This window comes from Pseudomonas sp. V98_8 (assembly GCF_029967975.1).
GTDB lineage: Bacteria > Pseudomonadota > Gammaproteobacteria > Pseudomonadales > Pseudomonadaceae > Aquipseudomonas > Aquipseudomonas umsongensis.
Genome location: NZ_JASCAE010000050.1, coordinates 82,666 through 96,861 on the forward strand (window position 1 = coordinate 82,666; position 14,196 = coordinate 96,861).

Here is a 14,196-nt window from a genome sequence, read left to right on the forward strand (position 1 = left end):
AATCTGCCATGGAGCACAGCATGAAAAAGACCCTGGCCATACTGGCTGCCTTGATATCGTTGAGCGCTCACGCCAACGAAAAACTGACCGTCGGCGCCACCCCGGTGCCGCACGCGGAAATCCTCGAATTCGTCAAGCCGACGCTGGCCAAGGAAGGCGTAGACCTGGACATCAAGGTGTTCACCGATTTCATCCAGCCCAACCAGCAACTGGCGCTGAAGAATCTCGACGCCAACTATTACCAGTATCGGCCGTTCCTCGATGACTACAACAAGACCCGTCACACGGACCTGGTGCCGGTGGTGGGCGTGCACATCGAGCCGTTCGGTGCTTACTCGACCAAAATCAAAAAAATCGCCGAGCTCAAGGACGGCGCCACCGTTTCGATCCCCAACGACCCGGTCAATACCGGTCGCGCCTTGGTGCTCTTGCACGAAGCGGGTCTGATCAAACTCAAGGACCCCGGCAACACCCTGGCGACCCAGCGGGACATCGTTGAAAACCCCAGGCACTTGAAAATCCGTGAACTGGAAGGCGCACTGCTGGCGCGTTCGGTGAGTCAGGTCGACCTGGCGTTCGTCTTCGCCAACTACGCCCTGGAGGCCGGGATCGATACCAACAGTGCCTTGATCGTGGAGAAGGGCAAGAGCCTTTACATCGAGTTCCTGGTGGCACGGCCGGACAACATCAATGACCCGGGCCTGCAGAAACTGGCCAAGGCGTTGAACTCCGATGAGGTGCGCCAGTTCATCCTGACCCGTTACAAAGGCCAGATCGCACCGGGGTTCTAAATTTTCATCGATTGGAAGGACGCCTTCGCGAGCAAGCCCGCTCCCACATTAGACCGAGTTGTCCGGAGGAACGCGGTCAAATGTGGGAGCGGGCTTGCTCGCGAAGGGCTCAACTCATTCTTGGATCGATTCCCGATTCCAGCAGCTGCGCCCCTGGTCCCTGTTCCCCCAGCACATCCCCATAATTACGCAACGGGCAGGCCTCCATCGACAAACACCCACAACCAATGCAGCCATTGAGTTTGTCGCGCAACAACGTCAACTGATTGATCCGCTCATCCAGATCCCGACCCCACTGCGCCGACAGATCCTTCCAATCCGCCGCCGTCGGTGCGCGGTTATCCGGCAGGGCCTTGAGTGCCTCGCCAATTTCCGCCAACGGAATGCCCAGTCGCTGGGCCACCTTGATCAACGCCACCCGCCGCAACACTTCCCTTGGATAGCGCCGTTGATTGCCCTGGTTGCGATTGCTCCTGATCAATCCCTTGGATTCATAAAAGTGCAGCGCCGTGACCGCGACGCCGCTACGGGCGGCCAGCTGGCCGACGCTGAGTTCCTTATGCAGGTTTTCCAGGGTGATCATTTGAAAAATGCCTCTTGACCTTTACTTAACTGGAGGTTTTACCCTGCACATCTTCGGATCGCAAGATTCGCCTTGCACCTGAGTGGGGGATTATTCATGCACGCGCCAGCGAAACATCGCAGCTTCACCCAATTGATCGAATTCGAAATCGACCCGCAGCAGCAATCGGCTCTGGTGTCAGCGCTGTCACGGCAGACCGAGCGTCTGGTCCAGCACCACAGCGGCTTTCTGAGTGCCAGCATCCAGGCCAGCGAAGACGGGCGACGGGTGCTCAATTACCTGCAATGGCAAACCCGCGAGGCGGGGGAGGCGGCGTTTCAGGCGTTTGAAAGCGGGGAACAGGATTTCTGGCAACTGATTCGCGCTCATCAGGCGAAGACCGTGACCTTCGGCTCGTTCCAGGTGGTGCACAGCCTGGAACGCAGCCCCGACCACGGATTGCACTGCACGCTCGTGGGTTAGATCGACAGTTGCACCAAGCGCTCGCCCTGAACGTTTTCTGCGGGCCGGCGTTTGTTCACCGCCAGTTCACCCATCTTGATCAGGCGCGTGCGGGTCACATTGCGGCTCAGCCCCAGCAGTGCGGCGGTGTGCACCTGGTTGTAGTGGCTGAAACGATAGGCGGCGCGCATCAAGGCATCTTCGACTTTCTCATGCAGCGCGCCGGCCTGTTGTTCGAAGAGTTTCTGGAAGGCCCGGTCAAGCAGGGCTTCGGCGCAGTCGTCGACCTGTGTGTGATAGTCGTCCTGACGCTCGATGCGCATGTTCGACAGGCGCAGGTCATCGCGTTCGATCACGCCGTTACGGCAAATCAGCAGGGTGTGGTGAATCACGTTTTCCAGTTCGCGGATATTGCCCGGCCAACTGTAGCTGCGCAGTTTCAGTTCGGCCTCTTTGCTGATGGTGATGTCACCGTAACCCAGGCGCTGACTATAGGCATTGATGAAGTGACGCGTCAGCGGCAGGATGTCGCCCGGGCGATCGCGCAGCGGGCTCAGGTCCAGGCTGACGACGTCGAGCCGGTAATACAAGTCTTCGCGAAAGTGCCCGGCGTTGATGGCTTTTTCCAGTTGCACGTTGGTGGCCGCGAGCACGCGCACATTGATGGGAATGCTCTTGCGCGAACCCAGGCGCACCACTTCGCGCTCCTGCAACACGCGCAACAACTTGACCTGGATAGCCATTGGCAAGTCGCCAATTTCATCGAGAAACAAGGTGCCCCCGTCGGCTTCCTCGAACCAGCCGGCCTTGGCGCTCAGGGCACCGGTAAAGGCGCCTTTTTCATGACCGAACAATTCGGCTTCGACCAGGGATTCAGAGAACGCACCGCAGTTCACCGCTACGAACGGCCGGTTACGCCGGGCGCTGAGATTGTGGATATGACGCGCCACCAACTCTTTGCCGGTGCCGGTTTCACCAATGATCAGCACGCTGGCATCACTGGGTGCGACTTGTTGCAAATGCGCCAGCAGGGCCTGGGATTTCGGGTCTTCGAAGACCTGCGCCGTGGCGCGGATCGACGTGGCCAGAGCGGGCGAGGGCGGTAAGGTCAGCAGTTGCATGGGGCACGCTCCTTGATGGGCAAGCTATGAATAGAAAGTCGGAATCGGCAGGGCCTGGTTCAGCGCCCAGTCACCCAGTTCCTGGAGTTTGTAATCCACCGGGTCGTGCAGGGTTTGCGTGCGCAGGTTGCGCCAATGACGGTCCAGGCGCAGCGAGGCATGGGTCGAACGCGCGCCGGTCACTTCGAACAAGCGGCTGCACAACTCCAGGCCATTGCGCGTTGCCGCGACCTTGGCCGTGGCGATGGCGGTGGCAAGGTGCCCGCGTTCCTCGGCGCTGAGGTTCGGGCCTTTGGCCCAGGCTTTGTCGAGCAAGTCGGCGGCACGCTCCACCAGTAACCGCACACCTTCGAGGGCCACCCAGAATTCGCCGTAGTGACCAAGTACATAAGGGTCCTGGGTCACCTGCTGAGCGGTGGATTTATGCCACGGCCGGGTTTCGGTCAGCGTGTATTGCCGCGCTTCTTCGAAGGCGCCTTCGGCGATGCCGAGGAACAGGTGAGTGAAGGTCAGCTGGGCGATCAGCGGGCGCAGGCAGGCGAACGGCGTACTCAAGGGGCCCGGATCGAGCAGCAGTTCCGACTCTTCGACCCGTACCCGTTCGAAGGTCGCGCTGCCACTGTCAGTCTGGCGCTGACCGATGTTGTTCCAGTCATTGTGCAGGCTGATGCCGCTGCGACCGCTGGGAATGGCGGCGATCAACAGCTTGCCACCGGCGTTTTCATCCACCGCCGAGGCGATCAGCATTTCTGAGTCGCTGGCGCCGGAGCAAAAACTTTTCTTGCCGGAAAACTCACGCCAGCCGCCGAGGTTTTTCACCACGGTGCGGGTGTCCAGGGGGTTGAGGGCATTGCCCCAGAACCAGTTCTTGCGCGCGGTTTGTTCAAACCACGGCTGCCATTGTTCGGGCCGGGCGAACAGGCGCACGGTGGCGAGCATCAGGTGATGGAAGCCGAACACATGGGCAATCGAGCTGTCGACCTTGGCGAACTCGCGCACGATGGCCAGGGTTTCACTCCAGCTCGCACCCAGGCCGCCGAACTGTCTGGGAATGCTCAGCGCCAGCAGGCCGCTGTGGCGCAGCGCATCGCGTTCAGTCTTGGGCGTACCACCACGCTCGTCGCGCTCGACGGCGGTCAAGGCAAACTCGGCGGCCAATTGGCGGGCGGTCTGCAACGGGGATATCAGGGCGCTTTGCGGTTTGGCAGTCACGCGGGGATCCTTTTCTTGTGGGTCCTGTAGGAGCTGCCGCAGGCTGCGATCTTTTGATCTTGATCTTTGAAATCAAAAGATCGCAGCCTGCGCCAGCTCTTACAGGACGGGTGACGTCAGGCTTTGGCCGGCAACACATCATTGGCGATCATTTCGCCAAACGGCCCGGTAAGGTTGGTGATACCGCGACCGGCCAGGCTGGCGTACGGCTCGGGCAACAGCGGGAACACCAGTTCGGCAAAACGATAGGCCTCCTCGAGGTGCGGGTAGCCGGAGAAGATGAAACTCTCGATACCCAGGTCCGCATACTCCTTGATCCGCGCGGCCACCTGCCGTGGATCGCCCACCAGTGCCGTCCCGGCACCGCCGCGCACCAGCCCGACACCGGCCCACAGGTTGGGCGAAATCTCCAGGTTGTCGCGACGTCCGTCATGCAGCGCAGCCATGCGCCGTTGGCCTTCGGAGTCGAAGCGCGAGAACGACTTCTGTGCGGCGGCGATCGTCTCGTCGCTGATGTGTTCGATCAATTTGTCAGCGGCTTTCCATGCGTCTTCGGCGGTTTCCCGCACGATCACATGCAATCGAATCCCGAACTTCACGGTGCGCCCGTTGCGCGCGGCCCGCTCACGCACATCGGCGAGTTTCTGCGCCACGGCCGCCGGTGGCTCGCCCCAGGTCAGGTAGACATCGACCTGTTCGGCTGCCAAGTCATGGGCGGCATCGGAGGAACCGCCGAAGTACAGTGGCGGATAGGGTTTCTGTACCGGCGGATAGAGCGCCTTGGCGTTCTGTACCCGCAGGTGTTTACCTTCGAAATCCACAGATTCGCCTTGCAGCACCCGGCGCCAGATCTTCAGGAACTCATCGGTAACTTCGTAGCGTTCGCTGTGATCGAGGAAACTGCCGTCGCCACGGTTCTCATCCGGGTCGCCCCCCGTCACCACATTGATCAGGAGCCGGCCATTGGACAGTCGATCCAGGGTGGCGGCCATGCGCGCAGAAACGGTTGGCGAAATGATCCCCGGGCGGATCGCCACCAGGTAGCGCAAGCGTTCGGTCAGCGGCACCAGCGCCGAAGCGATCACCCACGAGTCTTCGCAGGAGCGCCCGGTCGGGATCAACACACCGTGGTAACCGAGGCTGTCCGCCGCCTGGGCCACTTGTTTTAGATAATTAAGCGTTACCGGGCGTGCCCCTTGAGTGGTGCCCAGGTAATGACCGTCGCCATGGGTCGGCAGAAACCAGAAAACATCCATGAACAAATCCTTAAGCGATTTTCAGCAGATTGTGGGGGTGCACGCCGAACAACGGCGCCGCGCGTTCTGCAGCAAGGCGAATGCGAGCCTTCAAGGGCTCACTGGTTATCTGGTAATTGGAGAAATCGGCTTCGGTGGCGTACACGCCAATCGGCAAGGTCAAGGCCTGGAAGAAGCTCAACAGCGGCCGCAGTTGATGATCAAGCACCAGCGCGTGACGTTCGCTGCCTCCGGTGGCGGCCAGCAGGACCGGTGTGTTGACCAGGGAATTGAGGTCGATCAGGTCGAACAGGTGTTTGAGCAGACCCGGATAGGAGCCGCGATAAACCGGCGCGGCGACGATCAGCAAGTCAGCGTTTTCGATCGCTTGCAGTTCGGCTTCGATATCCGCTGCCAATTCCTGGCGCGACAGCGCCGCGCCCAATGGCCGGGCAATGTCACCCAGCTCGATCAGCTTGCTGTCGATCGGCAGTTGCTCGGCCAGCTGCGCCAGCAGCGCTTGGGTCAGCACCAGGGTGCGCGAAGGACGCCAGGTACCACCGGAGAGGGCAACGACTTTCAAGGGGCGCGACATGATCAGTTCCTTTTTAAACAGAAGCTCTGCGAGCAGTGGGTAGTCACCGGGTTGAGCAAGAGCTGTACCAATCCCTTGAAGCCCCGGATTACCAGGCTTTCAGCGCTCCGGGCAGGTCGCGCTGTTGATTTTCACGGGCTGTTTGTTGAATGACTGTTGCCTCGTAAACAGTTGTTCGGGCAACAGTGGATGCAATGGTTATAAAGCTTGCCTGTTATTCCTCAAAATACAATAAAACGATATTTATAGATCATTAAGAGATAAAAAGGCTGCAAACGGGTTGCATTAGAAAAATCCGATAGCGACTATCGAGAGCGTTGATTTTTGCTCGGCTAAAGGCGCGAGTAGCCTGTGTTCATTGCCCCGAACACAACGCCAGGACGCCGAAAATGAAACCTTTAATCGCCACTTTCTTGCTGCTCGCGGTCTCCGTACTTGCCGGATGTGCCAGCCATGTTTCCCCGGAATTGCGCCCTTACACTGCTGAAGAAACCCGAGAGCTGGCGCTGGAAGCCCTGAATCGTCGCGGCTTATCGTTCGACGAATACCACGCGAAAAAAGCCGAACTGCTGGGCGAGCCACGGAAAACCTTTGGTTTCGACAAACGGGGTGAGATGAACGCCGAACGAGCTGTACAGCTGCACGGTCGCCAGAGCTGAGCCAAAACTGTACTGCTGGAACTTTCGCTTAACTGTCCATGGGTTTCCCCGAGCGTTCGCGATAGGGTCAATACCTGACTGACCCCGATGGACTGCCACCCATGACACTCTCGCTCGATCTGCTGCTGGGCTTTGCCCTGTTTGCCCTCGTCACCTCGATCACACCGGGTCCGAACAACACCATATTGCTGGCGTCCGGGGTGAACTTCGGGTTTCAGCGAACCATTCCCCATATGTTGGGCATCACCTGCGGCTTCTTCGTGCTGGTCGTGGCAGTGGGGTTCGGGTTGGGCGCGGTATTCCAGGCGTATCCGCTGCTCTACACCGTGCTGCGTTACGTCGGTGCGGCGTATTTGCTTTACCTGGCGTGGAAAATCGCGCACTCCGGGCCTGTCTCGGACAGCTGCAGAGGCGAGGCCAAGCCGATCAGCTACCTGGGCGCCGCCGCGTTCCAGTGGGTCAATCCCAAGGCCTGGATCATGGCCATCGGTGCCATCAGCACTTACACACCAATGCAGGGCTATTTCACCAACGTGGTTGTGATTGCCGCGGTGTTCGCCCTGATCAACCTGCCGAGCGTCGGTGTCTGGGCCGCTTGCGGCACGCTGCTGCGCAATGTCCTCAAGGACCGGCGCTGGTTGCGCCTGTTCAATTGGGGCATGGCCGCGCTGCTGGTGGCGTCGCTGTATCCGATATTGCTCGATAGCTTCAGCTGACGCATTGCTTCAACCGCTCGCCCGATGCCTGTTAAGCTGGATCATCAGGAGCGTTCCGACGCACTTTTAAATGAAGTTGTTCTTCTTTAACGGCATCCGATCAGGTATTGGTAACCTTCTGAAAACCGCACGCAGCTCATAAGGCTGCGTTTCGCCGTTTGCAGTCATGAGCTTCCTGATCCCGGAACACGCTCTTCGAGTCTTTTATGAATAAACGTCCGCTGTATTTCGACTATGCCGCCACCACGCCGGTGGATGAGCGAGTCATCAAGATCATGGTCGAGTGTCTGGGCTTTGACGGTAATTTTGGCAATCCGGCCTCCAGCTCCCACGCCTTTGGCCAACAGGCTCGGCAATCGGTAGAGCAGGCGCGGCGCCAGGTCGCCGAACTGGTTGGCGCCACGCCAGAACAGATCGTCTGGACCTCAGGGGCCACCGAATCCAACAACCTTGCCCTCAAGGGTGTGGCCCAGGCGCGCGGCCCGGCCTGCGGCCACCTCATTACCAGCCAGATCGAGCACAAGGCCATCCTCGATACCGCCAGGCAGTTGCAGGACAGCGGCGTGGCGGTGACGTACCTGGTGCCGGATGCCGATGGCCTTATCACCGCGCAAGCGGTCAGCGACGCCATGCGCGAGGACACCTTCCTGGTGTCGCTGATGCTGGTCAACAATGAACTGGGCACCGTCAACGATATCCCGGCCATCGGCCAGGTGGTGCGCGAGCGCAATGCATTGTTTCATGTCGACGCGGCGCAAGGCGCGGGCAAGGTTGCGATCGACCTGGCGCAATGGCCGGTGGACCTCATGTCCTTCTCGGCGCACAAGCTCTATGGTCCCAAAGGCATCGGTGCGCTGTATGTCGGCCCGCGTGCGCACCAGCGCTTGCTGGCGCAGATCCACGGCGGCGGTCACGAAGGCGGCTTGCGTTCCGGTACCCTGGCGACCCACCAGATTGCCGCGATGGGCGCGGCCTTCGCCCTGGCAGCGGCCTCGTTCGATGAAGAAAATGCCTTGATCGAGCGCCTGCGCGAACGCCTGCTCGAGCAGTTGCTGAACATTCCGGGCGTGCGGCTCAATGGCAGCCTCACCCAGCGCATCCCGCATACGTTGAGCCTGACCTTCAGTGAAGGCGAGTTCAACTCGGTGGCATTGCTCGCCTCGATGGCGTTTTCCGCGACCTCGGCCTGTAATTCCGCCAGTAATGCGCCATCCCATGTGCTGCTGGCCTTGGGGCATGATGCTCGCACGGCGAGTCGCACCATTCGCTTGAGCCTGGGGCGGTTCACCACCGAGCAGGATATCGATCAAGCGGTACAGCTGATTAAAAGCGCCTGCGCCAGTGCTCCGGCATTCTGGCAATAGCGCAACCAGGCGCCGACCCTGATCGGCACTGAACAATAATGACAAGTGGTTAGCAGGAGTCACGATGAATACGCAGTTTACGATCACCGGGTCAGTGCCCCAGCGCCTGGCGCAAACCCGCGAGCTGATGAGCCGGGAGGGTATCCATGCCTTGCTGGTGCCGTCGGCCGATCCCCATCTGTCCGAATACCTGCCGGGTTACTGGCAAGGACGCCAATGGCTGTCGGGTTTCCACGGTTCCGTTGGCACCCTGATCGTTACCGCGGATTTCGCCGGCGTCTGGGCCGACAGCCGCTATTGGGAACAAGCGAGCAAGGAACTCAAGGGCAGTGGCATTGAGCTGGTCAAACTGCAACCTGGGCAGCCCGGGCCGTTGGACTGGCTGGCCGAGCAAACCCCACCGGGCGGAGTGGTCGCAGTCGATGGCGCGGTGATGGCGGTGGCTTCCGCACGCACGTTGGGCAGCAAGCTCGAGGAGCGGGGCGCACGCCTGCGCACCGACATCGACCTGTTGAGCCAAGTCTGGAGTGACCGCCCGAGCCTGCCGAACGAACCGATCTATCAGCACTTGCCGCCGCAAGCGACCGTCAGCCGCGGCGAAAAACTCGCCAAGCTGCGCGAGACTTTGCAGGCACGTGGTGCCGACTGGCATTTCATTGCCACCCTGGATGACATCGCCTGGCTGTTCAACCTGCGTGGCGGCGATGTGTCGTTCAATCCGGTGTTCGTCTCTTTCGCCTTGATCAGCCAGCAGCAGGCAACGCTGTTCGTCGCGCTGGGCAAAGTCGATGCGCAGCTGGGTGCGGTCCTGGAACAGGACGGCGTGACCTTGCGCGATTACAGCGAAGTGGCCGACGCCCTGCGCGCCATACCGGCGGGTGCAAGCCTGCTGGTCGATCCGGCGCGGGTAACGGCGGGCCTGCTGGGTAACCTCGATAGCGCTGTCAAGCTGATCGAAGGCCTGAACCCGACCACCCTGGCCAAGTCCCAGAAGAGCCTGGCAGACGCCGAACACATCCGCCAGGCCATGGAGCAGGACGGCGCAGCACTGTGCGAATTCTTCACCTGGCTCGAATCGGCCTGGGGCCGTGAGCGCATTACCGAATTGACCATCGACGAAAAACTGACCGCGGCGCGTGAACGCCGTCCGGGCTATGTTTCGCTGAGCTTCAACACCATTGCCGCATTCAACGCCAACGGCGCCATGCCCCACTACCACGCTACCGAAGAAGAGCACGCGGTGATCGAAGGTGACGGCTTGTTGCTGATCGATTCCGGCGGCCAGTACCTGGGCGGTACTACCGACATCACGCGGATGGTCGCGGTCGGCACACCAACGGCAGAACAGAAACGCGATTGCACCCGCGTGCTGAAGGGCGTGATTGCCTTGTCCCGGGCGCAATTCCCCAAGGGCATCCTGTCGCCACTGCTGGACGCCATTGCCCGGGCGCCGATCTGGGCCGAAAGCGTCGACTATGGTCACGGCACCGGTCACGGCGTCGGTTATTTCCTCAACGTCCACGAAGGTCCGCAGGTGATTGCCTACCAGGCCGCCCCAGCGCCGCAAACGGCCATGCTGCCAGGCATGATCACGTCGATCGAACCGGGCACCTACCGTCCAGGACGCTGGGGTGTGCGAATCGAGAACCTGGCCATGAACCGCGAGGCAGGCAGCAGTGAATTCGGTGAATTCCTCAAGTTCGAAACCCTGACCCTGTGCCCGATCGATACGCGCTGCCTGGAAACCTCGCTGCTGAGCGAAGAGGAAAAGCAGTGGTTCAACGCCTACCACGCCGAAGTGCGCGAACGCTTGAGCCCATTGCTCGACGGTGCTGCGCTGGAGTGGTTGAACACGCGTACTGCGGCCGTTTGACCGACTTTGGCCCGGGCGCTGTCGCCAGCGCCCGGGCTCATATAGGCGACTGGGCCCTGGGTTCTTAACGGAGGGCTTCGATGACAAAGTCCAGTCGATCCTGGCCGAAGAACAGTTGCTCGCCGACGAACATGCTCGGTGCACCGAATACGCCGCGTTGCACGGCTTTTTCGGTGGTGTCCTTGAGGGCGCGTTTGACATCCTCGTCGGCGCTCAGGGCCAGGACCTCTTGCGGGTCGAAACCGTTTTCGCTCAGTACTGCCCCGACGGTGGCCGGATCATTGAGGTTGCGACCTTCGATCCACAGTGCCTTGAACAGGCAATCGACGAACGCGGCAAAGCGCCCAGGGTGACGCAACTGCATACCTGTCACGGCACGCATGAGCACCAGTGTGTTGATCGGGAAGTGCGGGTTGATTTTCAACGGCACATCGTAGCGTTTAGCGTACCGATCCAGGTCTATGAACATGTAGCGGCCCTTGGCAGGGACGGTGGCTGGGGAGGCGTTGCCGGTGGCTTTGAACACTCCGCCGAGCAGGATTGGCACATAGACCAGCTGGCTGTCGGTCTGTTCACAGATTTTCGGTAGCTGGGTATAGGCCAGGTAGGTGGCGGGGCTGCCCAGGTCGAAATAAAACTCCACGGTTTTGCTCATGGTCGATGCACTCTTCTTGTTGTCGTAGGGTGGGGCGGATCACCAGCGTTCGCTCCAGGGGCGCAGGTCCAGCTCGAAGGTCCAGGCGTCGCGGGGCTGGCTGTGCAGGTACCAATAGTTCTCGGCGATGTGCTCTGGGTCGAGAATGCCATCCTGGTCCTTGGTGGCGTACTTCTCGGGGAAGCTCTCACGGATAAAATCAGTATCGATCGCGCCGTCGACCACGACGTGGGCGACATGAATATTCATCGGGCCCAGTTCGCGAGCCATGCTTTGTGCCAGCGCACGAATCCCGTGCTTGGCTCCGGCAAACGCGGCAAAGCCTGCTGCGCCGCGCAAGCCGGCGGTGGCTCCTGTGAACAGGATGGTGCCCCGTTGCCGCTTGGCCATGCGCTTGGCCACTTCCCGGCCATTGAGAAAACCTGAGAAACAGGCCATTTCCCAGATCTTGAAATACTTGCGGGCGGTTTCTTCAAGAATGCTGCAAGGCACGTTGGCGCCGATGTTAAACACGAACGCTTCGATCGGGCCGATGTCGCTTTCGATTTGCTCGACCAACGCAATCACATCGTCTTCTTTGCGGGCATCGCAGGCGAAACCGTGGGCTTCGCCGCCGCCAGCCCTGATGGCATCGACCAGTGGCTGGAGTTTGTCCGCGCTGCGACGGGTCACGCAGGCAACGAATCCCTCCTGTGCAAACCGCTTGGCAATGGCGCCACCCGTGGCATCTCCCGCACCGACAACCAGCACGACCTTCTTATTATTCATTGCCTGGACCCCTTTAGTAAACGATCGTTAACTAAACGAACGTTATGCTACGATTCGACAGGCGTCAAGATTACGGAACCTGAGGGAAGGGCCATGCGTTATTCAGCCAGTCACAAGCTGGAAACCCGAGAGAAACTGCTGCAAAGCAGCGCGCTGTCGGCTAAGCAATCCGGGTTTTCCACGGTGGGGGTCGACGGTTTGATGAAAGCCATCGGCTTGAGTGGTGGCGCGTTCTACAGCCACTTCGCGTCGAAGGACGCGTTGTTCGCTTCCATAGTCGAGCGTGAGTTGCGTCAAAGCCTGGAGCGGCTGGGGGCTGATCAGGGGCGCGACAAATTCGAGCGTTGCCTCAAGCTTTACCTGAGCATGTCCCACGTCGAACACCCTGAAACCGGTTGTGCATTACCGGCGTTGGGGGCCGAGATTGCCCGCTCCGATCCGCTGATTCGACAGCAGGCTGAGCACTGGATCTGCCAGCTTCAGGAAAGTTGGGCGCGGGTGCTGGAGAGCGACAGCCTGGCTTGGGCGATTCTGTCGCAATGCATCGGTGCGCTGGTGGTGGCGCGAATGCTTATCACGCCAGATCTGCAGCGCAGGGTGCTGAAGTCTAGCCATGAGGAGATCGGTCGCCAGTTGGCAGGCTCGAGGACCTGACAACGGCTCAGATCATTTACAGATGACGATCATGCTGCGGCTGGTATAGCCCGCGGGGTTGAGTCCGAACGGATAATCACCCGGCTCTTCCACGGCATCGCCGGATTTGGCGATCACCTTGTAGTTCTTGGGGGCGCACGAGTTGGCGGCGCTGGTGTAGCACTGTTCCCACGAGGACGACAGTCCCGAACAGTTGATATGAATCCCTTTCTTTCCGTGTTTGATCTGGGGTTTGGCGGTCGCCGCGCAGCCCGCAACTGCAAGAACGGCGATCAGTATCAAAATTCGTTTCATTGCTATCCTTGTAGCGTTCCCGGATCTATCGCCCGGTCTGGCAGTATTCGCTTGCGCATGAAGCGTTTTGAGGTCCCTGTCCTGAAAAAGTCCATTTCTGGCACTGGGTTGCGGGCCTAAACATGGCCTAATTGAGCGGTAAATACCAGAGTCTGTGTAAAACCGGTCGTCAATCGGCTGCGACGGCGGGCTTTGCGGCACTGCCCATGGTCATGGTGGCACCGACGGAAGCCAGGATGATGCACAGGATGGCCATCCACTGTGACAAAGACAGGAATTCATGCAGGAACAGCAAACCGGACAAGGCACCCACCGCCGGTTCGATGCTCATTAACGTGCCGAAAGTCTTGGCCGGCATGCGTGTGAGAGCAACCATCTCCAGCGTATAGGGAAGGGCCGTGGACAGGATGGCAACACCGATGGCGATCGGAATCAATGACGGGGTCAACAGCGCTGCACCCGCATGAACGATGCCGATGGGGGCGACGAACAGGGCGGCAATCACTACGCCCAGGGCGGCGGTCTGTACACCGTTGTCGGCACCAGCCTTCTGCCCGAAAAGAATGTACAGCGCCCAGCAGACACCTGCACCCAACGCGTAACCGGCCCCCAGTAGATCAATCCCTTGTGCCGTGGCCCCCGTCGGTATCAATAGCAGCAGGCCGACAGCGGCCAGGGCAATCCACAAAAAGTCGATGGCGCGCCGCGAAGCATAGATGGCAACGGCCAATGGCCCGGTGAACTCCAGCGCGACCGCGATACCCAGGGGTACAGAGCGCAGGGACATGTAGAAGAGGAAGTTCATGCCGCCCAGGGCCATGCCGTAGACAATAACGGTGCGCAGTGATTTTGCGGTGAGCTTCGCTCGCCATGGGCGCAGCAGCAACACCATGATCACGCTGGCAAAGGTCAATCGCAAGGTGGTGGTGCCCTGGGCGCCGATAATGGGGAACATGCTTTTGGCCAGCGAGGCTCCGGACTGAATCGATGCCATGGCTATTATTAGCAGGCCGACCGAAAACAGGGTCGAGGCAAGGCTGCGCGGCTGATCGTTCATTGGAAGGCACCGTCCGAGGTATGGAACTTGAGTGTTGTACTTGGTATTGGGCAATATACTGCGCAATCGGTGCAGGCGCGTCTATATATAAGCGCTGTTTTTGTGTTCTCGATAGAAAAACCAAATCAATGCTTGACGGCAGATTCTGGAAGCCTATAATTCGCCCCACTTCCGGCGC

At 60.0% G+C, this 14,196-nt stretch carries 16 protein-coding genes; 7 read left to right on the forward strand and 9 right to left on the reverse strand.

The window, feature by feature from the left end; all coding sequences use genetic code 11:
* The first annotated feature begins 20 nt into the window (after positions 1–20).
* Positions 21–791 (forward strand): MetQ/NlpA family ABC transporter substrate-binding protein, encoded by a 771-nt coding sequence (locus QLG10_RS16825; RefSeq protein ID WP_282487714.1) that lies wholly within the window; start codon positions 21–23, stop codon positions 789–791.
* Positions 792–900: 109 nt separating this feature from the next.
* Here the strand turns inward: QLG10_RS16825 and soxR are convergent, their stop codons facing one another.
* On the reverse strand, positions 901–1,374 hold the full coding sequence (soxR, locus tag QLG10_RS16830) for a redox-sensitive transcriptional activator SoxR (RefSeq protein WP_188265576.1): 474 nt from the start codon (positions 1,372–1,374) through the stop codon (positions 901–903).
* A 96-nt stretch (positions 1,375–1,470) separates the two neighbouring features.
* Here soxR and QLG10_RS16835 point away from each other — a divergent pair, with 96 nt between their 5' ends.
* Positions 1,471–1,836 (forward strand): antibiotic biosynthesis monooxygenase, encoded by a 366-nt coding sequence (locus QLG10_RS16835; RefSeq protein WP_282487715.1) that lies wholly within the window; start codon positions 1,471–1,473, stop codon positions 1,834–1,836.
* Here the strand turns inward: QLG10_RS16835 and QLG10_RS16840 are convergent.
* From QLG10_RS16840 to msuE, 4 genes are all read right to left on the reverse strand, one after another.
* Positions 1,833–2,936 carry a sigma-54 dependent transcriptional regulator gene (locus tag QLG10_RS16840; protein ID WP_282487716.1) on the reverse strand — a complete coding sequence of 368 codons (1,104 nt, stop codon included), beginning with the start codon at positions 2,934–2,936 and terminating at the stop codon, positions 1,833–1,835. The two genes, QLG10_RS16835 and QLG10_RS16840, sit on opposite strands and share 4 nt — an antisense overlap.
* A 24-nt stretch (positions 2,937–2,960) precedes the next feature.
* A complete protein-coding gene (locus QLG10_RS16845) occupies positions 2,961–4,148 on the reverse strand; it encodes an acyl-CoA dehydrogenase family protein (protein ID WP_110749423.1) in 1,188 nt (395 codons plus the stop codon).
* Between the two features lie 116 nt (positions 4,149–4,264).
* Positions 4,265–5,404: an FMNH2-dependent alkanesulfonate monooxygenase gene (gene ssuD, locus QLG10_RS16850; protein ID WP_282487717.1), complete on the reverse strand. Its 1,140-nt coding sequence runs from the start codon at positions 5,402–5,404 to the stop codon at positions 4,265–4,267.
* A 10-nt stretch (positions 5,405–5,414) separates the two neighbouring features.
* The gene (gene msuE / locus QLG10_RS16855) at positions 5,415–5,978 is read right to left on the reverse strand and encodes an FMN reductase (protein ID WP_282487718.1); all 564 of its coding nucleotides are present in this window, start codon (positions 5,976–5,978) and stop codon (positions 5,415–5,417) included.
* 389 nt (positions 5,979–6,367) lie between these two features.
* Here msuE and QLG10_RS16860 point away from each other — a divergent pair, with 389 nt between their 5' ends.
* The 4 genes from QLG10_RS16860 to QLG10_RS16875 all read left to right on the forward strand — a co-directional run bounded on the left by QLG10_RS16860 (position 6,368) and on the right by QLG10_RS16875 (position 10,590).
* Positions 6,368–6,637, forward strand: a complete 270-nt coding sequence (locus QLG10_RS16860) for a hypothetical protein (protein WP_282487719.1) — start codon at positions 6,368–6,370, stop codon at positions 6,635–6,637.
* A 101-nt stretch (positions 6,638–6,738) separates the two neighbouring features.
* Positions 6,739–7,353, forward strand: a complete 615-nt coding sequence (locus tag QLG10_RS16865) for a LysE family translocator (RefSeq protein ID WP_282487720.1) — start codon at positions 6,739–6,741, stop codon at positions 7,351–7,353.
* A gap of 206 nt (positions 7,354–7,559) precedes the next feature.
* Positions 7,560–8,717, forward strand: a complete 1,158-nt coding sequence (locus QLG10_RS16870; protein ID WP_282487721.1) for an aminotransferase class V-fold PLP-dependent enzyme — start codon at positions 7,560–7,562, stop codon at positions 8,715–8,717.
* Positions 8,718–8,781: 64 nt separating this feature from the next.
* Positions 8,782–10,590: an aminopeptidase P family protein gene (locus QLG10_RS16875; protein ID WP_282487722.1), complete on the forward strand. Its 1,809-nt coding sequence runs from the start codon at positions 8,782–8,784 to the stop codon at positions 10,588–10,590.
* Positions 10,591–10,654: 64 nt separating this feature from the next.
* Here QLG10_RS16875 and QLG10_RS16880 read toward each other — a convergent pair whose 3' ends face one another.
* Positions 10,655–11,245 (reverse strand): 2-hydroxychromene-2-carboxylate isomerase, encoded by a 591-nt coding sequence (locus tag QLG10_RS16880; protein WP_282487723.1) that lies wholly within the window; start codon positions 11,243–11,245, stop codon positions 10,655–10,657.
* A gap of 39 nt (positions 11,246–11,284) precedes the next feature.
* Positions 11,285–12,013 (reverse strand): SDR family oxidoreductase, encoded by a 729-nt coding sequence (locus tag QLG10_RS16885; RefSeq protein ID WP_020795977.1) that lies wholly within the window; start codon positions 12,011–12,013, stop codon positions 11,285–11,287.
* A gap of 93 nt (positions 12,014–12,106) precedes the next feature.
* Between QLG10_RS16885 and QLG10_RS16890 the strand changes: the two genes are divergently transcribed.
* Complete coding sequence (locus tag QLG10_RS16890; protein ID WP_110749410.1) at positions 12,107–12,667, forward strand: TetR/AcrR family transcriptional regulator; 561 nt, start codon at positions 12,107–12,109, stop codon at positions 12,665–12,667.
* 12 nt (positions 12,668–12,679) lie between these two features.
* Here QLG10_RS16890 and QLG10_RS16895 read toward each other — a convergent pair whose 3' ends face one another.
* Both QLG10_RS16895 and rhtA read right to left on the reverse strand, forming a co-directional pair.
* Complete coding sequence (locus QLG10_RS16895; protein ID WP_110749409.1) at positions 12,680–12,961, reverse strand: hypothetical protein; 282 nt, start codon at positions 12,959–12,961, stop codon at positions 12,680–12,682.
* Between the two features lie 169 nt (positions 12,962–13,130).
* The gene (gene rhtA, locus QLG10_RS16900; protein WP_110749407.1) at positions 13,131–14,018 is read right to left on the reverse strand and encodes a threonine/homoserine exporter RhtA; all 888 of its coding nucleotides are present in this window, start codon (positions 14,016–14,018) and stop codon (positions 13,131–13,133) included.
* Positions 14,019–14,196: the final 178 nt, after the last annotated feature.